This is a genomic window from Rugamonas sp. GW822-FHT03B10 (genome assembly GCF_058801745.1).
In genome coordinates, this window is the sequence record NZ_JBXANP010000007.1 from 57390 (window position 1) to 77350 (window position 19961).

At 66.1% G+C, this 19961-nt stretch carries 19 protein-coding genes; 5 read left to right on the forward strand and 14 right to left on the reverse strand.

Annotation, left to right across the window (positions count from 1 at the left end; all coding sequences use genetic code 11):
* Positions 1–2: 2 nt before the first annotated feature.
* Positions 3–1034 carry a succinylglutamate desuccinylase gene (locus AC1RQG_RS13355; RefSeq protein WP_493132052.1) on the forward strand — a complete coding sequence of 344 codons (1032 nt, stop codon included), beginning with the start codon at positions 3–5 and terminating at the stop codon, positions 1032–1034.
* Between the two features lie 88 nt (positions 1035–1122).
* Here the strand turns inward: AC1RQG_RS13355 and AC1RQG_RS13360 are convergent, their stop codons facing one another.
* Positions 1123–1680 carry a glycine zipper 2TM domain-containing protein gene (locus tag AC1RQG_RS13360; protein WP_493132054.1) on the reverse strand — a complete coding sequence of 186 codons (558 nt, stop codon included), beginning with the start codon at positions 1678–1680 and terminating at the stop codon, positions 1123–1125.
* A gap of 272 nt (positions 1681–1952) precedes the next feature.
* On the opposite strand from AC1RQG_RS13360, the gene AC1RQG_RS13365 reads away from it, so the two are divergent.
* A complete protein-coding gene (locus AC1RQG_RS13365; RefSeq protein WP_493132056.1) occupies positions 1953–3428 on the forward strand; it encodes an APC family permease in 1476 nt (491 codons plus the stop codon).
* Positions 3429–3741: 313 nt separating this feature from the next.
* Here AC1RQG_RS13365 and AC1RQG_RS13370 read toward each other — a convergent pair whose 3' ends face one another.
* Positions 3742–3984: a hypothetical protein gene (locus AC1RQG_RS13370; protein WP_493132058.1), complete on the reverse strand. Its 243-nt coding sequence runs from the start codon at positions 3982–3984 to the stop codon at positions 3742–3744.
* A gap of 260 nt (positions 3985–4244) precedes the next feature.
* Between AC1RQG_RS13370 and AC1RQG_RS13375 the strand changes: the two genes are divergently transcribed.
* Complete coding sequence (locus AC1RQG_RS13375; RefSeq protein ID WP_493132060.1) at positions 4245–5738, forward strand: sensor domain-containing diguanylate cyclase; 1494 nt, start codon at positions 4245–4247, stop codon at positions 5736–5738.
* 21 nt (positions 5739–5759) lie between these two features.
* Here AC1RQG_RS13375 and AC1RQG_RS13380 read toward each other — a convergent pair whose 3' ends face one another.
* The 5 genes from AC1RQG_RS13380 to AC1RQG_RS13400 form a co-directional block, all read right to left on the reverse strand.
* The gene (locus AC1RQG_RS13380) at positions 5760–6686 is read right to left on the reverse strand and encodes an EamA family transporter (protein ID WP_493132062.1); all 927 of its coding nucleotides are present in this window, start codon (positions 6684–6686) and stop codon (positions 5760–5762) included.
* A 77-nt stretch (positions 6687–6763) separates the two neighbouring features.
* Positions 6764–7072, reverse strand: a complete 309-nt coding sequence (locus AC1RQG_RS13385; protein ID WP_493132064.1) for a YkgJ family cysteine cluster protein — start codon at positions 7070–7072, stop codon at positions 6764–6766.
* A 141-nt stretch (positions 7073–7213) separates the two neighbouring features.
* The gene (locus AC1RQG_RS13390; RefSeq protein WP_493132066.1) at positions 7214–7831 is read right to left on the reverse strand and encodes a PEP-CTERM sorting domain-containing protein; all 618 of its coding nucleotides are present in this window, start codon (positions 7829–7831) and stop codon (positions 7214–7216) included.
* A gap of 143 nt (positions 7832–7974) precedes the next feature.
* Positions 7975–10149, reverse strand: a complete 2175-nt coding sequence (locus AC1RQG_RS13395; protein WP_493132068.1) for an FUSC family protein — start codon at positions 10147–10149, stop codon at positions 7975–7977.
* Positions 10150–10375: 226 nt separating this feature from the next.
* Entirely contained in the window at positions 10376–12064 is a 1689-nt protein-coding gene (locus tag AC1RQG_RS13400; protein ID WP_493132070.1) for a M14 family zinc carboxypeptidase, read from the reverse strand.
* Positions 12065–12269: 205 nt separating this feature from the next.
* Between AC1RQG_RS13400 and AC1RQG_RS13405 the strand changes: the two genes are divergently transcribed.
* Positions 12270–13076: a hypothetical protein gene (locus AC1RQG_RS13405; RefSeq protein WP_493132071.1), complete on the forward strand. Its 807-nt coding sequence runs from the start codon at positions 12270–12272 to the stop codon at positions 13074–13076.
* A gap of 6 nt (positions 13077–13082) precedes the next feature.
* On the opposite strand, the gene AC1RQG_RS13410 is transcribed toward AC1RQG_RS13405, so the two are convergent.
* The 5 genes from AC1RQG_RS13410 to AC1RQG_RS13430 form a co-directional block, all read right to left on the reverse strand.
* A complete protein-coding gene (locus tag AC1RQG_RS13410) occupies positions 13083–13658 on the reverse strand; it encodes an NADPH-dependent FMN reductase (RefSeq protein ID WP_493132073.1) in 576 nt (191 codons plus the stop codon).
* A gap of 131 nt (positions 13659–13789) precedes the next feature.
* A complete protein-coding gene (locus tag AC1RQG_RS13415; RefSeq protein WP_493132075.1) occupies positions 13790–15946 on the reverse strand; it encodes a S46 family peptidase in 2157 nt (718 codons plus the stop codon).
* A gap of 165 nt (positions 15947–16111) precedes the next feature.
* Positions 16112–16426, reverse strand: coding sequence for a hypothetical protein (locus AC1RQG_RS13420; RefSeq protein ID WP_493132077.1), 315 nt, complete (start codon positions 16424–16426; stop codon positions 16112–16114).
* Positions 16427–16499: 73 nt separating this feature from the next.
* Positions 16500–16838 carry a hypothetical protein gene (locus tag AC1RQG_RS13425; protein WP_493132079.1) on the reverse strand — a complete coding sequence of 113 codons (339 nt, stop codon included), beginning with the start codon at positions 16836–16838 and terminating at the stop codon, positions 16500–16502.
* 110 nt (positions 16839–16948) lie between these two features.
* Complete coding sequence (locus AC1RQG_RS13430; protein WP_493132081.1) at positions 16949–18010, reverse strand: GlxA family transcriptional regulator; 1062 nt, start codon at positions 18008–18010, stop codon at positions 16949–16951.
* Between the two features lie 82 nt (positions 18011–18092).
* On the opposite strand from AC1RQG_RS13430, the gene AC1RQG_RS13435 reads away from it, so the two are divergent.
* Entirely contained in the window at positions 18093–18692 is a 600-nt protein-coding gene (locus AC1RQG_RS13435; protein ID WP_493132083.1) for a DJ-1/PfpI family protein, read from the forward strand.
* 110 nt (positions 18693–18802) lie between these two features.
* Here the strand turns inward: AC1RQG_RS13435 and AC1RQG_RS13440 are convergent, their stop codons facing one another.
* Both AC1RQG_RS13440 and AC1RQG_RS13445 read right to left on the reverse strand, forming a co-directional pair.
* A complete protein-coding gene (locus tag AC1RQG_RS13440; protein WP_493132085.1) occupies positions 18803–19369 on the reverse strand; it encodes a YceI family protein in 567 nt (188 codons plus the stop codon).
* 33 nt (positions 19370–19402) lie between these two features.
* Entirely contained in the window at positions 19403–19954 is a 552-nt protein-coding gene (locus AC1RQG_RS13445) for a YceI family protein (RefSeq protein ID WP_493132087.1), read from the reverse strand.
* Positions 19955–19961: the final 7 nt, after the last annotated feature.

A 19961-nucleotide genomic window follows, 5' to 3' on the forward strand; every position in this document is an offset into this window, starting at 1 on the left:
GCATGACGCAGACGACTTCCTCCGCATCGGCCACGCCGTTGCCGGAGGCCGTGCGGGCCCTGGCCGAGGCGGATTTCAGCGCCGTGGCCGGGCGCTTTTCCAGCGCCGGGTTCACGGTGGCGCAGCCGGCCGACGGCATCCTCACCGTCAAGCTTCCCTCGCGTCCCGGCGCGCCGGCCCGCGCCAGCGTGCTGGTGTCGGTCGGCGTGCATGGCGACGAGACGGGGCCGATCGAAGTGGTGGCCCACCTGCTCGACGCGCTGTCGCATGATGTGACGGTGGACGCGGCCGCGCTGGCCGTGGACCTGATGCTATGCGTGGGGAATATCGGCGCCATCCGCGCCGGCAAGCGCTTCATCGACGCGGACCTGAACCGCATGTTCCGCGCCGAGCGCGGCACGCTGGCCGGCACCGCCGAGGCGGCGCGGGCCGACGTGATGATGGCCGCCACCACGGCCTTCTTCGACGGCGCCGGCCCCGAGCGCTGGCATCTGGATTTGCACACGGCGATCCGGCCGTCCGTCTATCCGACCTTCGCCATCGTGCCCGAGCTGATCGAGGCGGGCGCGCGCGGCCGCTTGGTCGAATGGCTGGGGGCGGCCGGCATCGGCGCCATCATCATGAACCCGCAGTCGGCCGGCACCTACAGCTACTACGCGTCCGAGCACCACGGCGCGGCCGGCACCACGGTGGAGCTGGGGCGCATCGGCACGCTGGGCCAGAACGACATCGGCCAGTTCGCCGAGGCGGCGCAGGCGCTGGACGCGCTGCTGCGCGGCGTGGCGCCCGCGTCGGCGGGGCACCAGCCGCACATCTTCAACACGGCGCAGCAGATCATCAAGCTGAGTGACCAGTTCACGATGGCGTTCGGGCGCGACACGCAGAACTTCACGGCGCTGCCGCGGGGCGCGGAGATCGCGCGCGACGGCGACACCGTCTACACCGTGCGGCACGAGCAGGAATACGTCGTGTTCCCCAACCCGGACGTGCGGGTCGGCTTGCGCGCGGGCCTGATGGTGGTGCGCGCTTCCTGATCCCGACCGCCAAAACAGACAGGGCCGCCGGCATGTAGCGCGGCGGCCCTGGTGGGAGCGGTGCGGCGGGACGGCTGTCCCGCGTGGATCAGCGTTGCGGCTGCTTTTGCTGTTCCTGGATCTGGTTGCCCAGCAGGCCGCCGCCGATGGCGCCGGCGATGGTGGCGGCGGTGCGGCCGCGGCCGCCACCTACCTGGTTGCCCAGCAGGCCGCCGATCACGGCGCCGGCGCCGATGCCCACGTAGTTGGGCGAGCTGTTGGCCGGGGCCGGTGCAGGCTGCGGCGCGGACTGGGCGCGGCGGTCATAGTCGTCGGCCTGGGCCAGTTGCGTGCTGTGGTGCACGCGGGCCGTGTGGTGCACGACCGGCTGTTGCTGCGCCTGCTGTGGCTGCTGATATGGCTGCTGCGGTTGCTGGTACTGCGCCTGCTCCACGGCGGCGGGCGGCAGCGGCGGCTGGGCCTGGCCGGGGGCCAGCTCCGACGTCAGCGCATTGTTCGCGGCGGGATTGATGTCGCCCTTGGCTTTCGATGAAGGCAGCCAGCCGGCGATGGCGGCCGTGCCCACCAGACTCAGAACGGTGACCGAAATCGCAGCGCCTGCGATCAGGGGGTGAATGCGGCGGGTTACGGTTGGGATCTTTTCCATGTCTGGGCTCCTGGTTGTTATTGAGTAATGCATGGCGCCAGATTAACGGTCCGGCCCGCCGCAAGCTATACATTGCGCTGTATCAAAAGTAAGCATGTGTAACGGCAGGGCGGAAAACGGGGGCGGGCTGGGGCTGCGTGTTGCAATTTATGCACAAAAATTACTGTAGGGGCCGGCGGCAAGAAGCCCTATAATCGCGCATAGTTTTTTTGACCGACCATTTCGCCGGAGCGTTACCCGCGCTGCCGTTGCAACCGATACAAGGATCGCCTGTGAACCAGACACTGGCCCGAAAACTGACCCGTACCAAGCCGGTCGACGTCACCCCTGAGCATACGCAAGGCAACACCGGCAGCGGCTTGAACCGCTCGATCGGCCTCTTTCCGCTGACCATGATCGGCGTCGGCGCCACCATCGGCACCGGTATTTTCTTCACCATGGTGGAAGCCGTGCCCAAGGCCGGGCCATCCGTCATCCTGTCGTTCCTGATCGCCGCCATCACGGCCGGCCTGACGGCCTTGTGCTACGCCGAGCTGTCGTTCCGCATTCCCGCCTCCGGTTCCTCGTATTCCTTCGCCTACGCCACCGTGGGGGAGTTTTTGGCCTTCATCATGGCGGCCTGTCTGCTGCTCGAATACGGGCTGGCGGCCAGCGCCACGGCCATCGGCTGGTCCGATTACCTGAACAATTTCCTGGTCAACGCGTTCGGCTGGCACATCCCGTCGTTGCTGCGCTCGCCGATGATCGTGTCGGGGCCGACCGGCATCGAGTTTCATCCCGGCCACATCAATCTGCCGCCCATCATGCTGGTGTGCCTGTGCTGCTTCCTGCTGTTGCGCGGCACCAAGGAATCGGCCACCACCAACGCCATCATGGTGATGATCAAGCTGGCGATCCTCGTGTTCTTCGTCGTGATCGCGTTCGCCGGTTTCGACTCGCATAATTTCTTCCCCTTCTTCAACACCGACAACAGCAAGGGCTTCGCCGGCATGAAGGGGGTGACGGCGGCGGCCGGCACCGTGTTCTTCTCGTTCATCGGGCTCGACACGGTGGCCACGGCCGGCGAGGAAGTGCGCAATCCGCGCCGCAACGTGCCGATCGGCATCCTCTCGGCGCTGGTCATCGTCACCGTGTTCTATATGCTGGTGGCCGTGGCGGCGCTGGGCGCGCAGCCGGCGGCCAAGTTCGAGGGGCAGGAAGCTGGCCTGGCCGTGATCCTGCAGAACGTGACGGGCAAGACCTGGCCGGCGCTGGTGCTGGCGGCCGGCGCCGTCATTTCCGTGTTCAGCGTAACGCTGGTGACGATCTACGGCCAGACCCGCATCCTGTTCGCCATCTCGCGCGACGGCCTGATCTCGAAGGCGTTCCAGACCGTCAACCCGCGCACGGCGGCGCCGGTCAGCAACACGCTGATCGTCTGTTGCGTGGTGGGGGTGGTGTCCGGTTTCGTCGATGCCACCTTCCTGTGGGACATGGTCAGCATGGGCACGCTGACGGCCTTCATCGTCGTCTCGATGGCCGTGCCGGTGATGCGGCGGCGCGAAAACGGCAAGGGCGTGGACGGTTTCCGCGTGCCTTTCGGCCCTTATGTAGTGCCGGGGCTGAGCATTCTGGCCTGCCTGTACATCATGCGCGACCTGTCGCGCACCACCTTCACCATCTTCACGATCTGGATGACGGCCGCGATCCTGACCTATTTCCTGTACGGCATGCGCAACTCGCACCTGAACCGCGCCGCGCAACAATAACGACCCTCATAAAAAAAGACCCGGCAGCGTGAGCGGCCGGGTCTTTTTTGTTAAAGGGTGGCGTAACACAATTGACAGTTGATCTAACTGTGTCACGTCCCCCCTTGTCTTTGTTTGCCGCTTATTGCGCTTCGGTCTGCTCGGGCTTGGCGCCCAGGTAGAGGCGCAGCACGAGGCCCGACAGGGCGATGGCGGCAGGCAGATTTTCGATGATGGTCAGCATAGTTTTACTCCGATTGAGAACCAAGATACAGGCGCAGAACCAGGCCCACGGTTGCCAGAATGGCGGGAAGCAGCGACAGGACTTGCATGATCAGCCCCGCGACGCCATGAAGCGCAGTTCGGCCGACAGGTTGGGGGCGATGTGCTCATAGTCGTCGGCCATGCGGGACAGGTAGGTCGCCTCACCTTGACGCTGCGCTTCCACTGCCTGTACTTCGCGCGGCTTGACCGCGAACAGGGCGGCCAGCAGGCCGCGTGCAGCTTGGGCAACGTTGCTGGCGTAACCGCCGGCGGCATGGTCGTTGTAGCTCAGGTGGGTGTGTGCAGTGCTCATGTGAAGCTCCTTTTCGTCCGTTGTTGCAGTGCAGTATAGGGCTCCTTCAGTAATAAACAAACTTTTGATTCGTGATGGTATCCATACAGAAACGACATAACATTGATTTAGTAATGTAATTTTTTCATGCCTCATGGCAACGAAAAACGCGGGGAAATCCGCGTCTTCCCTCTGGGAATGTGACTGCGCTGGGGTATGATTACTGTCCAATTTGCAATAAGACGAAGACGGGGTGATATATGTCCTTGCGTATACGATTTATGCTCGCATTGCTGCTGAGCGGGCTGGCGGCCGTGGCCATGGTGGGCGGGCTGGCATACGTGGGGATGAACAAAAAGGTCGATCTGATACGGCGTCAGCAGGCGGCCGACCACTTCTACAAATACCTGAGCGCCTATCTGACGCAATATGGCGACTGGCAGACGGCCACCGCGGCCGAACCGTTCGACCGTTTCATGCATCGCTCGCAGGCGGCCGAGCGTTTCGATGTTGCGGTGCAGCGAAACGGGGCGGGCGCGGCGCCGCCGGAGGCGCCCCTGCCGGCGAATGGCGAAGCCGGGCCACCGCCCGATGGGCGTCCGTATCCGGCCGATGAAGGCGGGCCGGGCATGCCGCCCCGGCCCGATGGCCGGCCTCGCGTCGGTCCCGGCTTCGACGGCCCCGGGCATCCCCCCATGCCGGGCGAGGAGGGCGGCCCGCCACCGCCGGGCGCCGGCCCGTCCGACGCCGGCGCCCGGGGGCCGGGCGACCGCCCGCCGCCGGGCCCGCGCCCCGGCGCCGAGCCGCCTTTCCATTTCATCGTCGCCGACCAGGATTACAAGGTGTTGCTGGGGGCCGGCGTGTACCGGCCCGGCGAACCGCTGCCCGAAGCCGCGCGCAAGGATGCCCGGCCCGTGATGGTGGCGGGCAAGGTGGCGGCCTACATCTCACCGGAAGGCGTGTTCACGCCCAGCAAGGAGGAATTGCAGTATCTGGCGGCCATGCGCGAAGCGTTGCTGGCCGGGGTGACGGGGGCGGCCGTGCTGGCGCTGGCGCTCGGCGTGCTGCTGAGCAAACGCCTGAGCCGCACGCTGAGCAGCCTGACCGACGCCGTGCGCGCCATGCACGGCGGTTCGCTGCTGCAACGGGTGCCTGTGCAGGGCAAGGATGAGGTGGCGGCGCTGGCCAACGCGTTCAATGCGATGAGCGAGCAACTGGCGCGCAGCCACGAGGAGCTGAGCGCATCGCACCAGACCATCCTGGCCCAGGCCGACCAGTTGCGCGAACTGAGCGTGCGCGACGCGCTGACCAAGCTCTACAACCGCCGCCACTTCGACGAGCAAGCCACCACGCTGTTCAACCAGGCCGTGCGCCACAAGCGGCCGCTGAGCCTGGTGATCGGCGACATCGACTTCTTCAAGCGCATCAACGACCAGTATTCGCACGCCACCGGCGACGCCGTGCTGCGCCAGGTGGGCGAGATCCTGCGCGGCCACATGCGGCTGACGGACCTGGTGGCCCGTTACGGCGGCGAGGAATTCGTGATCGCGTTGCCGGAGACGGCGCTGCCGCAAGCGGCCGCGCTGTGCGACAAGCTGCGCCACCTGATCGAGGGATTCCCGTGGCACGAGGTGCAGCCCGGCCTCAAGGTGACGATGAGCATGGGCGTGTACGCGGACCTGGCGGCCGGCACGGCCGAAGCCATGCTGCAAAAGGCCGATGCCTTGCTGTACCGCGCCAAGGAGTCGGGCCGCAACCAGGTGTGCTTCGCCTGAACCACGCGGCCCGCGTCCGCTTCAGGCGCGGGCGACCTGTTTCAGCCAGCGGCCGCCGAACATCACGCACGCCAGCGCCGCCACGATCAGCGCCGTGCCGGTCCACTGCCAGCCGGTGATCTGGTCGCCCAGCACCAGCATCCCGGCGCTGATGCCCACCACCGGCACGCCCAGGCTGAACGGCGCCACCCGGTTGACGGGATGGCGCTTGAGCAGGCCGGTCCACATGGCGTAGGCCAGCACGGTGGCCATCCAGCCCAGATAGGCCAGCGACACCCAGGTGCCGGCCGGCGCGGCCAGCCACTGCCAGCGCGTGGCCGGATCGTCGAAGGCCAGCGACAGGGCCACGAACGGCAGCACCGGCACCGTGCTGCTCCACACCATGAACGCCACCACGTCGAACTGCGGCGTGGCTTTCTGGGCGCGGCGCACGACGATGTTGGAGGCGGCCCACATGGCCGCCGCCGCCACGCACAGCGCGAAGCCGCCGGCCGTGGTGGCGCCGGCCTGGCCCGGCGCGAGATAGTTGGCGCCGAAGCAGGCCAGGCCCAGCGCGGCCAGCAGCAGGCCGCCCTGCAGGGCGCGGCTGGCATGCTCGCCCAGCAGGACGAAGCCGAAGAAGGCCGTGAAGAAGACCTGGGTCTGCAGCAGCACCGAGGCCAGCGCGGCCGACATGCCGACCTTGAGCGACAAGAACAGCAGGCCGAACTGGCCGACGCCCTGGCATAGTCCGTACAGCACGACCCAGCGCGCCGGCAGACGGGGCGGACGGATGAACAGGATCAGTGGCAGGACGGCGAACAGGTAGCGGCCGGCGCCGAGCTGGAACGGGGTGAGCGAGCGCAGGCCCACTTTCATGGCGATGAAGTTGGTGCCCCAGATCAGTACCACGCACAACGCGGCCAGCAGATCGCGGCCGCTCAGAGGAAGATGGTTGGATGAACTCATCAGGCCATGGTAGCAGCGATCGGCGCGGCGTGCAGGGCATGCCATCGTACGCACCGCGTTGGCGCGGCACTAGGCGGCTACAACGGCGGCAGACCGTGCCGGGCGCGCGCGTCGTTGCAGCGCTGGGTACCGGCGTCGAATTCGCGGCAGGTGGAGGAACGCTGGCTATAGATCGAACAGGCCACGGCGCGGCCCACCTCGCCGTCCAGCGCCACGCAGCGCGCGGGCGCGCGCTCGGTGCCGCGCATGGCGGCGTGATGGGGCGAGATCGGCACGGTCAGCGCGTGCGGCACGCTGCCTTCCGGGTGGGCATCCGTTTCGGCCCAGTAGAACGAGACGCGATAGGCGGCGCAGCAGGCGCCGCAATGCTGGCAGGATTCAGACATCGCAAGTGCAGTGAACGAACGGTGCCCGTGATGATAATGGCGGTCCGCGCCGGTTTCAAGCGTGCGCTGCCTTGTCCTGCCTTGTATTGCCTTGTATTGCCTTTGCCTGCCTGCGCCGGGTGCGCGCCTGCCGTCGCGGGATCAGGCGCGGGCGCGCGCTTTGCGGCGTTGGGTGTAGCCGAGCAAGCCCAGACCGGCCAGCAGCATCGCATACGTTTCCGGCTCCGGTACCGGCGCCGTCGGCGTGAATTCGAGCTTGATGTTGTCGACCACTTGCTGGCGGGTGAAATTATTGCCCCGGACGTGCATGCGGACCTGGTCGATATCGCTCCAGTTGAAATGCACGAGGACCGGCGACAGCTGATTGGTGTCGACCACCAATTGCTGGCTCAGGGTGTTGCCGTGGTAGCCGTAGAATTCTACGGTGCTGGGGTTCCAGGCCGCCGTCAGGAACAGCGAGTACAGCTTGAAACTGCTGGTGCTGGAGAACGACGCATCGTCACCGCGCTCGTTGTACGCGGCGTTGACGCCGGACACCGTGCCGTAGTCATAGCCGGTGTCGGCCAGGCTGTTGTCGTTGCCGCCGTGGATCACGCCGAAATTGTTCCAGTTCAGGCCGGCGTAGCCATTGTTGATGGCGGTATATTGCTCGCCGTGCAAATCGAAGTTGTCGAAGTCGATCGTGGTTTTGGCGGCGTGCGCGCTCAGCGACAGGGCCAGCAGGCCGGCCGACACGGTGGTTTTGAACAGGGGATGCATGGCTTTCTCCGCAAGATACTGGACAGGTCCGGCCGGGAATGGCGCGGACGGAATAATTGCTTCCAGAATATCATTGTTGAATTGATCACCAAATAGTCCAAATGGACTGAAATGGACTGCATTGGCTGGCCGATGCCAGCTCGTCACGCCACGTCGCGTTCGATGGCTGCGCTGTGCACGATGATCTTGGCGGCGTCGGCCTGCAGCAGGCGGATGCGCCGCTGCACCAGCGGCCAGCCGGACCAGGGGACGGCCGGCGTGGTGCCATTATCATCGCCAATCCCGGCGGCCTCCGGCGCGTGGTCCACGCCGGCACCAGCGCCGGCCTGGCCGTGCCGGGCCAGCGCGGCGGCCAGGATGGCCACCACGTCGCGGTGACTGTCTCGCAGCTTGGCGTTGACGGCGGCCGCCGGCAGTTCCGCGCCATGCCGGCGCAGGATGGCGCGCAGCGCCGCCACGTGCGCCACCAGCAGGTAGTTCTGCACGATGAACAGGTTGATGTCCTCTACCGCGCGCTGCTTGCTGGCCGGTTCGTCGAGCATGCGCACCAGCGCGGCGCTGAGCGCGGCCAAGCTGTCCATCAGCCGCTTGCGCTCGATGCGGTAGGCGAAATCGTCGCGGCCCTTGCCCTGCAGCAGATCGAACGCGGCCTGCATGTAGCGCAGGTTCGCGTCCAGCACCAGGCGGATCAGGCGCGGCAGGCTTTGGTATTCCCAGTTGGCCAGCACGAAGCTGAACGCCGTGGCCACGGCCGCGCCGATGATGGTGTCGACCAGCCGTTCCACGATCAGGTTGTGGTTGCCGGGCGCCAGCAGGTGCATCTGCAGCAGGATCATCACGCTGACGGTGATGGCGGCGTAGCGGTAGCGCAGGTAGATGAAGGTGGGCGTGGCCACCGTGGACAGGATCAGGAAGGCCAGGATGGCGGCCGGATAGTTCAGGTAGCGGATGATGAAGGCCGTGATGACGCAGCCGATCACGGTGCCCACGATGCGGTCGCTGCGGCGCTGGCGCGTCATGCTGAAGCTGGGCTTGAGGATGATGACGATGGTGAGCACGATCCAGTAGCTGTGGGCCGCGTAGGGCAGATGCGCGCCCACCAGCAGGCCGACCGAGATCGCCATGGCCACCCGCAGCGAGAAGCGGAAGATGGGCGAGTCCCAGCGCAGGTGCGACAGGATCATCTTGAATTCGTACTTTTGCTGCGACAGGAAGGGGCCCATGTCGGCGTCGCTCCAGAACGGCGTGCTGTCGTAGGCCTTCTGGCTGGCCAGGTGCAGCTGGCCTACCATGTGCAGGATGGCTTTGATCTTGTTGCGCTGGGCGCGCAGCACGGCCAGCGCTTCCTGCACCGGCTTGCCCTCGTCCACCTTGCGCTGCAGGACGCGCAGTTCGTCCTCCACGGCGGCCAGCTCCGCGTCGTAGTTCACGTGCTGGTACGAGGCGCGCTTGCGGGTGATGGCGTAGGCGGCCGATTCGATGTCGCGCGCCGCCTTCCACGCCAGGTCGTGCAGCGTTTTCAGCACGGGCGAATCGGCCAGGTGGGCGCGCAACTGGGCGTAGTCGGTGTGGGTGGACAGGATCAGCTCATACAGGTCCAGCATGCAGACGTGGACCTGCACCACGATGGCGTCCCTGCTGTCCTGGTGGCTGCGCAGGATCAGGTCGCGCGACGCCTGCTGGCGGTCGGCCAGCAGGCTTTGGTGCCGCACCAGTTTGTTGAACTGCTCGGTGAGGTTGTAGCGCGTGTCGTAGAAATCGGCCTTGATGTCGATGTAGGCGGCCAGTTCGAACAGCGCTTCGGCCAGCACCTGCTGCTTGATGCGGTGGCGCAGCAGCCAGGACACGGCCATCGAGTAAGCCAGGTAGGCCACCGCGCCCAGCGTGAACAGGCCGGCGTGGATGAACGATTCGCGCGCCGTCATGTCGTGTTCCATCGACATGGTCATGATGAACAGCGTGGCCAGTTGCAGCGGCATCGACTTCTTCCCGTACACCACCATCATGCAGGCCATGAAGCTGACCAGGACCAGCATCGTCATCAACAGCCAGCGCACCGGGCCGCACAGGCTGATGAGCAGGGTGACGGCGCTGCACAGCAGCACCGAGGCCGACATCTCGTTGAACTTGTGGCGCAGGGGGCTGGGCATGTCCATCAGGGCCGTGCACAGGGCGCCGATGCAGACCGTCATGGCGGTGGCCATGCCGGCGAATTGCAGCGTGACGAGGGTGACGCCCACCAGCCCGGCGGCGAAGCGCAGCCCCAGGTGGAAGTAATGGCTGTAGAAAAATGTGCGCAGGTTGAGTGCGTAATGCATGTCGGTGACCTTGTGGGCAACGGCGGTCCAGTGGTCTGGAGTCGGTACTTGTGAGCTACGCGGCCGCGCCGGTGGGCGCGCCGCACGTGTCACGCGCGCGCCGGGATCGCCGGCGCTGGCGTGGAACGCCGCGCTGTCATGGAAGACGGCGCGGCGGCGTCCCGCGCGGGCGGGACGGGTGTGGGGCAAAACCGGCAGACCCGTGTGGTGGCGGGCCTGCCTTGAATCAGAACACGGACAGCACGGGGTAGCGGCGCCATTCCGGCTCCGCGTGGCGTTCGCCGTTTTCGAAGATGAAGTCCAGCACCTTGGTCTGGTCGGTCAGCAGGGCCGGATTGGCGGCCTTCCATGCTTCGAACCTGGCTTTCAGCGCGGGTTCCGTTTCCAGCATCTGCAGCGCCAGGTCTTCGAACACGTAGTCTGAATAGGCTTCCTTCTTTTCCAGCACGCTGTTGAAGAAGCCCCAGCGGAAGAAGCTGTCGTGCGCCTGCGGTTCCAGCGTTTCGACGGCGTAGCGGGCGTTGTCCTGGTCGAGCGCGATGTAGTAGTCGCCGGCCTGCGCGGTGAAGCTGCCGGTGCGCGCTTCCACCTGCACGTCGTCGTGGAACATATGGCCTTCGTAGGCGTGCGGGCGCGAGCTCACGGAGGCGATGTGGTAGTACTGCGCTTCGAAGGTGGTGGCCGTTTCCAGTCGGCGCATCTGGACGCCGTTCCATTGCAGCCGTTCGATCGCTTCACGCCACGCCTGCGGCACGATGTAGGCCTTGGGCGCGCGCACGGTGACGTCGGCCGGGAAGTGGTTGAAGTAGGCGATGTCCTGTTCCCATGGCTGGCCACGGTCGTACCACAGGCGCTGGTAGTTGCCCAGTAGGCTGGGGCTGCGCTTGGCCGCGTAACCCTTGAAGCGGAAGGTGGATGGATTTTGCTCGTCCATCTTCCACGTCACGGGCCAGTGGCTGCGGCGGCGGTCGTGCGCGCGCGCGGCGGCGCGCAGCTGGCGGATCTGGTCGCCGTGGGCGACGGTGAAGGCCAGCGTCACGTCCACCAGCGCGCGCATCGATTCGTAGCGGTCGGCGAACGGCTTGAGCATGTGCGTCTCGGGCATGAAGCCGATCACGTGGTGCAGGGCTGCGAAGCCGGTCGAGAAGCGCGGCACTTCAAGGAATTCGGCGATGCCTTCGTCCGGGCTATCCTTGACCGGGTTCACGTAGGGGCAGGTGGGCCAGCCGCGCGCTTCCATCTTTTCGTAGATGTGCGGCAGCATGGTGTGGCGCAGGAAGGCGCCCAGTTCGCCGCCCAGCTTGTCGGCCTGGGTGTGGATCAGCGTCATCGTGTACGGATAGTCGGCGCCGTTGGAGGTGTGGGTGTCGACCATCACGTCCGGGTCCCAGCTGGTGAGCAGCTCGTTGAACAGGCGCGCGTTGAGCGTGTCGCACTTGATGAAGTCGCGGTTCAGGTCCAGGTGGCGGCTGTTGCCACGGAAGCCGAATTGTTCCGGCCCGTCCTGGTTCACGCGCGAGGTGTTGGCGCGGTTCAGGCAACCGTCCACGTTGTAGACGGGGACGAACAGCAGCACCGTTTTGCCCAGCGCGGCCAGCTTGGCCGGTTCGAAGCACAGGTCGCGCACCATGGCCATGCAGCCGTCCACGCCTTCCGGCTCGCCCGGATGGATGCCGTTGTTGTTGAAGAAGACGGGGCGGCCTTCACGCTTGATCTGGTCGCGGTCGAACACGCCGTCGGCGCTGACCACGCCCGCGTGCACCGGCACGCCGCCATCGGATACGCCGATCTGCTCGAACCGCAGCACTTGCGGGAAGCGCCGGGCCAGCTCCTGGTAGAAGGCGATACATTCGCTCCACTCGGTGGTCTGGTTATGGTTGCCTTTTTCGTAGGGCGTGGGCATGACTGGGTGCATGGCGTCTGGATCTCAGAGGGTGGTTGTTCAACACGCGCGCGCTGGATAAGCGCGGCGCCGAGGGCGGAATTGTATCATTCGTGCCTGATTTTTGAGCGGCGACAGCGCATCGCCGGTCCTGGCCGCTGGCCCTTGCGCTGCTTCAAGCGCCCGCCGCCAAGGCGGTGCTATTACTGGCATTTTGTCTTGACGTGCGGAGGATGCGATGGGCGGCTGGTATGGATGGCGGATGGTGTGCGTGGTGGTCCTGCTGGCGCTGGGCTGCCGGGTGGGGCTGGCCCAGATCGGGCCGCGTTATGTGCTGGAAGTGCCGGCCCAGCACCAGGGCGGGGCGGCGCCGGACGGGGGCAGCATCGCGCTGGAACCGGACGGGCGGGCGACGATACGCTTTCATGGTTTGACGGTGGCGCTGGCGGGACGCGATGGCGGTACCGGGTCGGCCGATCTGGCCGTGCTGCCGCCGGGGCGCGGGGGCTTGCCGGCGTCCGGCGTGCCGGTTGCCGCCGCAGGCAGTGTGCCGCTGGTGTACGCCGAGCCGCCCGCGATGGGGCAGGTCGGGGGGATGGCCGGCCACCCCATGCGGACGTGGGACACGCTTTACCTGCGCAAGGGCCAGGCGCGGCTGCGCGTGACGGCCATGCCGGGTGAACCGGGGACGGCCGCCACGGCCGGCTTCATGCTGGAGATAGGCACTCTCCATGCCACGCGCCGCATCTACGTCAGCGGGGTGGCGCTGGCGGCCGGGGAGCTGGCCGCGCTGCCCAAGCGCTTGCCGGGCGCGGAGCTGGTGCTGGCCCCTACCGGACAAGGCCAGGCTCAGAGCCAAGGACAAGGCCAAGGCCAGAGCCAGAGCCAGAGCCAGAGCCAGAGCCAGAGCCAGAGCCAGAGCCCTGGCCAGGGCCAGGGCCAGGGCCAGGGGTTGGTGCTGCTGCGCCGGGCCGGCGAACGCGATCTGTTCGTGCCGGTCGCGGCGCCGGGCGGACGCTATCCGTTCGCGCTGCAGCGCCGTTAGCCGGCGTCAGGCGCTTGCCGGGCGGGCGTTGGTGTCGACCCAATGCGCGTAGGCGGCGGCGAATTTTTGCAGGAATTGTTGCGTGCCCTCGTTGGCCAGTTTGCCGCTGTCGTCGAACAGCTTGGCCGCGCCGCCGATGTAGGCTTCCGGCTGCTGCAGCAGCGGCACGTCGAGGAACACCATCGACTGGCGCAGGTGGTGGTTGGCGCCGAAGCCGCCGATGGCGCCCGGCGACACGCTGAGGATGGCGCCCGGTTTGCCGCCCCACACGCTGCTGCCGTACGGGCGCGAGCCCACATCGATGGCGTTCTTCAGCGCGGCCGGCACCGAGCGGTTGTATTCGGGGGTGAAGAACAGCACGCCGTCGCAGCCCTGCACGCGCTGGCGGAAGGCGGTCCAGGCGGCCGGCGCGACGGCGCCGTTCTCCTCCAGGTCCTGGTTGTACAGCGGGAGTTCGCCGATGTCGATGAACTCGAACGTCAGCGTGGACGGCGCCAGCGACACCAGCGCCTGTGCCACTTTGCGGGTATAGGAATCCTTGCGCAGGCTGCCTACCAGGATGCCAATTTTCTTCGCGGTCATCACAACTCCTTCTCGGTGGGTTGAACAGAACCTTAAATGTAGCGCATTTGGCAAGCGCTTGTCGCCGGACGAAAAAAAAGGGAGCAGGCGGCCGCCTGCTCCCTTGGTGCCGGGTCTGACCGGGGCCGCGCTTATTCGGCGCCGATCTCCTTGAGCAGGTTGTCGGCGTGGTCCACGTGCTCCATGTTCCACAGGATGTAGCGCAGGTCGACCTGGATGTCGCGGGTGTTGGCTTTGTTGTAATCCCAGTCCGAGATGATGGAATCGAGCGTGCCGTCGAAGGCCAGGCCGATCCACTCGCCCTTGGCGTTCAGCGCGGCCGAACCGGAATTGCCCCCCGTGATGTCGAGCGTGGCGAGGAAGTCCACCGGCACCGTCTTCAGCTTGGGATCGGCATAGCGGCCGAAGTCCTTGGCCTTGATGGCCGCCAGTTGCGCCGCCGGGGCGTTGAACTCGCCCTTGCCGGTGGCTTTGGCCAGCACGCCGTTGACGGTGGTGAAGGCGGTCCACGCGGTGCCGTCGGCGCCGTGGTCGCGGCCGGCGATGCGGCCGAAGGTCACGCGCAGCGTGCTGTTGGCGTCCGGGTAGACGGCCTGGCCCTTGCTGTGCATGTAGGCGATCTTGGCCTTCATGTAGGTGGCGTAGGCTTGCTGGATATTGCCGCCCAATTCCTCGTCCTTGGCTTCATCCTGCAGGTCGGGGCCGTACATGGCCACGGCGGACTTGATGAAGCTGTCCGTGCTGGCCTGGAACTCGGCCGGCGTGCGCGTCAGCCAGGCGGCGCGCTCGGTGGCGTCACCGAGCTTGCTGCCCGCGTACAGCGTATCAAGCGCGGCGTGCAATTCCGCCTCGCTCATGCCGTCGTGGATGCCCAGCACGGCGTCGTAGGCGGCGTTGCGTTCAGCCTTGGGCTGGGCCGCGTACTTGGCCAGCGCGTGCAGCACCAGCGCCTTGTCCACCTTCTCGTCGTAGTTGCGCACCAGCGCGGCCACGCTGGCCTGGATGCGCGGCAGGTCGCGCTGCTGGAAGCCGGCCTTGCGTTCGGCGTCCGGCTTGGCGCGCTCGTTGGCCAGCCGGTACAGCGTGCGGGCCGTGTTGAGCAGGCGCGGATGGGCGTAGCCGAGGAAGAAATCGCGTTTGGTTTCCGCGTCGCGCCGGGCGATCAACTGCTCCACGCGCGCGATGTCGGCCGCGTACTCGTGCTTGCGGGCGGGGTCGGCGTTGACCCATGCCTTGAGCGCCTCATGCTCGGCCGTCTTGCGGGCCAGGATGTCGCTGCCGGCGTAGGAGTCCAGCATGCCCTGGCGGTTCTTGTAGTAGTTGTTGGTGCTGGCCACCTGCGCCGCGTATTTCAGCGCCGTGTCCTTGTTGTCCTTCGTTTCCGCAGCGATGATGGCCAGGTTCTCGCCCGACATCTTCACATAGGCCGGGTAGCTCCAGCCGAAGGTGAACGCCACTTCCGACGGCAGGCGGTGGCGGTTGGTGCGGCCGGGGTAGCCCAGCGCCATCACGAAGTCGCCTTCCTTCACGCCCTCCTTGGCCGGCTTGAGGAAGTGCTGCGGCAGGTAGGGCACGTTGTCCTTGCTGTAGTCGGCGGCCTTGCCGTCCTTGCTGACGTAGGCGCGGTAGAAGCCATAGTCGCCCGTGTGGCGCGGCCACATCCAGTTGTCGGTGTCGCCGCCGAATTTGCCCACGCCGGCCGGTGGCGCGTGCACCAGGCGCACGTCGCGGATCTCCAGTTGTTTGATCAGGTAGAACTCCAGTCCGCCGTAGTAGGACGACACGGTGCAGCGGTGGCCGGCGTCCTGCTCGCAGGCGGCGACCATGGCCTTCTGGTTGTTCTCGATGGCGTCGCTGCGTTTTTTGCCGGTCAGTTTCGCCACGTCGGCGTTGATGATCCGGGCCGTGACGTTGGTCACCTCCTTGGTCACGTAGATGCGCGCGCCCGGCGCGGCGGGCAGTTCCTCGTCCAGGCTCTTTGCCAGGAAGCCGTTGGCCAGCAGGTCGCGCTGCGGCGTGGAGTTGTGGGCCACGCTGCCGTACACGCAGTGGTGGTTGGTGGCGACCAGGCCTTGCGGCGACACGAACGAGGCCGAGCAGTTGCCCAGGCTGACGATGGCGCCCATGGGGAATTCGGTCAGTTTGGTCAGGGTGGCCGGGTCGAGCTTGAGGCCGGCCGCTTTCAGTTCCTTCGCTACTTGTGGCAGCTGCTGGGGCATCCACATGCCTTCGTCGGCATGGGCTGCGGTGGCGCTCAGGATGGCGAGCGCGATGACAGATTTTTTCATACGGTTTCCGGTTGGGACGTTGATGGGCGCCGCGCGAAATTGGTGGCGTGCGGCGACCGTGAGTATCGGCAGTGCTTGTCCGTTCGTCAACCGGTTAATCCAGACCCAAACAAAAAAAAGGACAGGGCGTTTCCCCTGTCCTTCTGCGTTACGACGTTGCGGCGATTATTTCGCTACAGGCGCTGCTGGCTCGGTGGTCTTGGCGGCGTCCTTGGTGTCGGCCTTGGCCACTTTCTCTGCCTTGTGGTGCTTCTTCACTTTGGCGTGCTTGGCCACAGGCTTGGCACCTTCCTCGGCGGCGGGAGTCGCCTTGGTTTCCTTGGCTTCGGTCTTGACTGCGGCCTTGGTGTCGGTGGTGGCGACCTTGGCGGCTACCGGCGCGCTGTTGGCCGTGGTGGCGTTGGCGGCAGGCGCTGGCGACTGGGCGAAAGCGGCGGTGGCGAACAGGGTGGCGATCAGGGTGGCGACGATTTTGCTCATTTCAGTATTCCTTTAAACAGTTGTATGGGTTGTGTGCTGCGGTGACTTCAAATCCGGTGCTGCTGGTTGATGCTTACTTGGTGACGGCGGCTTCCTTGCCTGCGACCTTGCCGGCTTCGGCGGCTGCTTTGGCTTTGCCTTCACCTTTCTTGTGTTCTTTGGCTTCCTTGGTCTTTTCCACCTTGGTCTCGGCCTTCACGTCGCTCTTGGCTTCGGCCTTGACGGTCTTGGCTTCGGTCTTGGCGGCGGCCTTGGTTTCCTTGACTTCGGTTTTGACGGCGGCTTTGCTGTCTTTCGCTTCGGCTTTCACGGCGGCAGGCGTGCTGGCGACGGTGGTGGTGGCGGCGGGCGCTTGTGCAAAGGCTGCGGTTGCGAACAGGCCGGCGATCAGGGAAGCGATAATCTTGGTCATGATGTGTAATCCTTTTCTGGTTTCTGCGCCGGGACAATTCCCGTGTCATTGAGCAGAAAACGGGGCCCGCCCCGCTTCAGTTGACGGGCCTTACAACCTCTTACCGAGTCTTACATTCGCTTACAACCGAAGCGGGACTGGTATTCGCTCGGCAGCACGCCCAGGTGCGCGGCGAATGCGCGCCGCAAGTTGTATTCCGTGCCATAGCCGCTCTGGCGCGCGGCCTGCTTGACCGTCATTCCGCGCCGCTCCAGCAGGCCGCAGGCGAGTTCCATGCGCAGCCGCGCCAGCAGTTGGGCCGGGGTGAGATCGTCTTCCTGGCGCAGCTTGCGGTGCAGCGTGCGCACCGACATCGCACAGGCGGCCGCCATCTGTTCGATGTCGATGTGCTGCCGCAGGCGCGGGCGAAGCCACGCCGTCAACTGCGCGCTCATGCCTTGCGGCTGCGCTTGCGCCAGCAGCTCGGCGCTGAACTGGCGCTGCCCGCCAGGACGCTTCAGGAACAGCACCAGCCGCTTGGCCACGCTCAGCGCCGCCGCGTGGCCCAGATCCTCCTCGACCAGGCCTAGCGCCAGGTCCATGCCGGCGCTGATGCCGGCCGAGGTGTAGAACTTGCCGTCCCTGACGTAGATCGCGTCGTCCTGCACCAGCACGCCCGGATGCTGGGCGCGCAGTTGCGCCACGTCCTGCCAGTGCGTGACGGCGCGGCGCTGCTCCAGCAGGCCGGCACGCGCCAGCACGAAGGCGCCGGTGCAGACGGCGCAGCAGCGTGCCAGGCTGTCGCTTGCGCGCGCGATCCAGCGCAGGATGGCATCGTCCGGGATGGCCGTGATGCGCAGGTCTGTATCCGGCGGCAGATGCAAACCCTGGCCGCCCGCCACCAGGAGGGTGGCGCCGGCCAGGCTGCGGCGCGGTAGCGGGCCAGCCAGCATGCTGACGCCGGCCGACGAGGCGACCGCGCCGCCGCCCGGCGTGATCAGGTGGATGCGGTAAGGCGGGGGCAGGCCCGCGTCGCGCGCCTCGTCGTTGGCGCTGGAGAAGACCTGGATCGGGCCGCTGGCGTCGAGCAGCAGGAAGCCGGGGAACACGAGTACCCAGATATCGATGGCCGTGCTGGCGCCTGCGACGGCGCGCACGGGCGAAGCGGCGAGTGCGGTTTGTCTTTTTCCCATGATGGCAGATATTCATCCATCATCGTCATTTATGTCAACGGGCCGGACGCGACAATGAACCTATTCAACCACGGGAGTTCACATGACACGCACCATAGGCATCTTTGTTTTCGACGACGTTGAAGTGCTCGACTTCGCCGGGCCGTATGAGGTGTTCACCTGCGCCACGCGGGTCAGCGCCAGGCTGGCGCCGGGCACACCCGCACCATTCAAGGTGCTGACGATAGGCCGCCACGGGGCCATGTTGCGCGCGCGGGCCGGATTGAGCGTGTTCCCCGAGGCGCAGTTCGGCGATGTTTCCGCCATCGACGTGTTGATCGTGCCGGGCGGGGAGGTGACGGCGGAACTGGACAAGTCCGACGTCATCAGCTGGATCGCCGCCCGGGCCGGCCAATGCGAGCTGGTGGCCTCCGTCTGCACGGGCGCCTTGCTGCTGGCGCAGGCCGGACTGTTGAATGGCCGGCAGGCGACCACGCACTGGGCCGATGTCGCCCAACTGCGCGCGCTGTTCCCGCAAGTGCGGGTGTGCGAGGAGCGGCGCTGGATCGATGAAGGCGATATCGTCACGTCGGGCGGCATCTCGGCCGGCATCGATATGTCGCTGCACCTGGTGGAGCGGCTGGCGGGGCGCGCGCTGGCGTTGGAAACGGCGCGCCAGATGGAGTACGACTGGCGCGAGTGACGGGTCGCAAATGAAAACGCCCCCGCTGATGCCGGCATGCCGGTATCAGCGGGGGCGGTGGCGAACGCGCGCCGCGTGCGCGGCGCTGGTGGTTCTCGCTGGTTGTCCGCTTACTCGGACTTGATGGCTTCGACCTGGATCGCCAGCTTCACTTCCGGCGCGAAGTTCGGGGTGGCGTAGTTCAGGCCGAAATCGGTGCGCTTGAATTCGGCCGTGGCGTCGGCGCCGCACACTTCACGCTTGTAGCGCGGGTGCATGATGCACTTGAACTTGTTGACCGTCAGCGATACCGGCTTGGTCACGCCCAGCATGGTCAGCTCGCCGTCCACGCCCACCAGCGTGTCGCCGTTGAACTTGAACGACTTGCTCTTGTAGGTCACGGTGGGGAATTTCTCCACGTTGAACATGTCGGGCGACTTGGCGTGCGTGTTCATCTTCTCGAAACCGAAGTCGATCGAGGCGGCGTCGATGGTGATGTCGAGCGCGCCCGTCTTGGCGGCGCGGTCCAGGGTGACGGTGCCGCTGGTCTTGTCGAACTTGCCGCGCCAGACGGACAGGCCCATGTGGTCGGCCTCGAAGCTGGGGTAGGTGTGGCTGGGGTCGATGTTGTAGGTGGCGGCGACGGCGGAGGCGGTGGACGCGGCCAGCACGCTGGCGATCAGGATCTGCAATTTCATGAAGCGGTACTCCGGTACGGGTTAATGAATGAACTACTGGCCAGCGACGACGTGAAACTTGATGGTGACCTCATCGGCCACCATGCTGGTGTCTTTCCACTCGCCTTCGCCGATATTGTAGGCCAGGCGCTTGATGGGCAGGGCGCCGTCGAACACCTGCTTGCCGCCTTCCGTCTTGACGGACAGCGGGAAGGTGACGTCGGCGACCCGGCCCTTGATGGTCAGCTTGCCCGTCACGGTCAGCTTGCCCGCGCCGGCGCTCTTGATGCCGGTGGAGACGAAGCTCGCTTTCGGGAACTGGGCCGAATTGAACCACTCCTTCTTCGCCACTTCCTTGTTCATGTCGGCCTCGCCCAGGTCCAGGCTGGCCGTGTCGACGTTGACGGTGGCCTTGGCCGCGTCGGGCGCGGACGGGTTGTAGTCGATGGCGGCGTCGAACTTCTTGAACGGCGATTCGACCGGCACGTTCATCTGCTTGAAGGTGGCCGTGACGGTGCTCTTGGCGGCATCGGTCTTGAGCACGGCGGCGCCGGCGCTGGCGGCGATCGCCAGGCCAAGCAGGGAAACGAGTGCGGTTTTTTTCATAACAACT

Excerpts from the sequence above, each read along its gene's own strand:
- AC1RQG_RS13355 (WP_493132052.1), top strand. The coding sequence starts at position 3 with ATGACGCAGACGACTTCCTCCGCATCGGCCACGCCGTTGCCGGAGGCC.
- AC1RQG_RS13360 (WP_493132054.1), bottom strand. The coding sequence starts at position 1,680 with ATGGAAAAGATCCCAACCGTAACCCGCCGCATTCACCCCCTGATCGCA.
- AC1RQG_RS13370 (WP_493132058.1), bottom strand. The coding sequence starts at position 3,984 with ATGAGCACTGCACACACCCACCTGAGCTACAACGACCATGCCGCCGGC.
- AC1RQG_RS13375 (WP_493132060.1), top strand. The coding sequence starts at position 4,245 with ATGCTCGCATTGCTGCTGAGCGGGCTGGCGGCCGTGGCCATGGTGGGC.
- AC1RQG_RS13380 (WP_493132062.1), bottom strand. The coding sequence starts at position 6,686 with ATGAGTTCATCCAACCATCTTCCTCTGAGCGGCCGCGATCTGCTGGCC.
- AC1RQG_RS13385 (WP_493132064.1), bottom strand. The coding sequence starts at position 7,072 with ATGTCTGAATCCTGCCAGCATTGCGGCGCCTGCTGCGCCGCCTATCGC.
- AC1RQG_RS13390 (WP_493132066.1), bottom strand. The coding sequence starts at position 7,831 with ATGCATCCCCTGTTCAAAACCACCGTGTCGGCCGGCCTGCTGGCCCTG.
- AC1RQG_RS13395 (WP_493132068.1), bottom strand. The coding sequence starts at position 10,149 with ATGCATTACGCACTCAACCTGCGCACATTTTTCTACAGCCATTACTTC.
- AC1RQG_RS13400 (WP_493132070.1), bottom strand. The coding sequence starts at position 12,064 with ATGCACCCAGTCATGCCCACGCCCTACGAAAAAGGCAACCATAACCAG.
- AC1RQG_RS13405 (WP_493132071.1), top strand. The coding sequence starts at position 12,270 with ATGGGCGGCTGGTATGGATGGCGGATGGTGTGCGTGGTGGTCCTGCTG.
- AC1RQG_RS13410 (WP_493132073.1), bottom strand. The coding sequence starts at position 13,658 with ATGACCGCGAAGAAAATTGGCATCCTGGTAGGCAGCCTGCGCAAGGAT.
- AC1RQG_RS13415 (WP_493132075.1), bottom strand. The coding sequence starts at position 15,946 with ATGAAAAAATCTGTCATCGCGCTCGCCATCCTGAGCGCCACCGCAGCC.
- AC1RQG_RS13420 (WP_493132077.1), bottom strand. The coding sequence starts at position 16,426 with ATGAGCAAAATCGTCGCCACCCTGATCGCCACCCTGTTCGCCACCGCC.
- AC1RQG_RS13425 (WP_493132079.1), bottom strand. The coding sequence starts at position 16,838 with ATGACCAAGATTATCGCTTCCCTGATCGCCGGCCTGTTCGCAACCGCA.
- AC1RQG_RS13430 (WP_493132081.1), bottom strand. The coding sequence starts at position 18,010 with ATGGGAAAAAGACAAACCGCACTCGCCGCTTCGCCCGTGCGCGCCGTC.
- AC1RQG_RS13435 (WP_493132083.1), top strand. The coding sequence starts at position 18,093 with ATGACACGCACCATAGGCATCTTTGTTTTCGACGACGTTGAAGTGCTC.
- AC1RQG_RS13440 (WP_493132085.1), bottom strand. The coding sequence starts at position 19,369 with ATGAAATTGCAGATCCTGATCGCCAGCGTGCTGGCCGCGTCCACCGCC.
- AC1RQG_RS13445 (WP_493132087.1), bottom strand. The coding sequence starts at position 19,954 with ATGAAAAAAACCGCACTCGTTTCCCTGCTTGGCCTGGCGATCGCCGCC.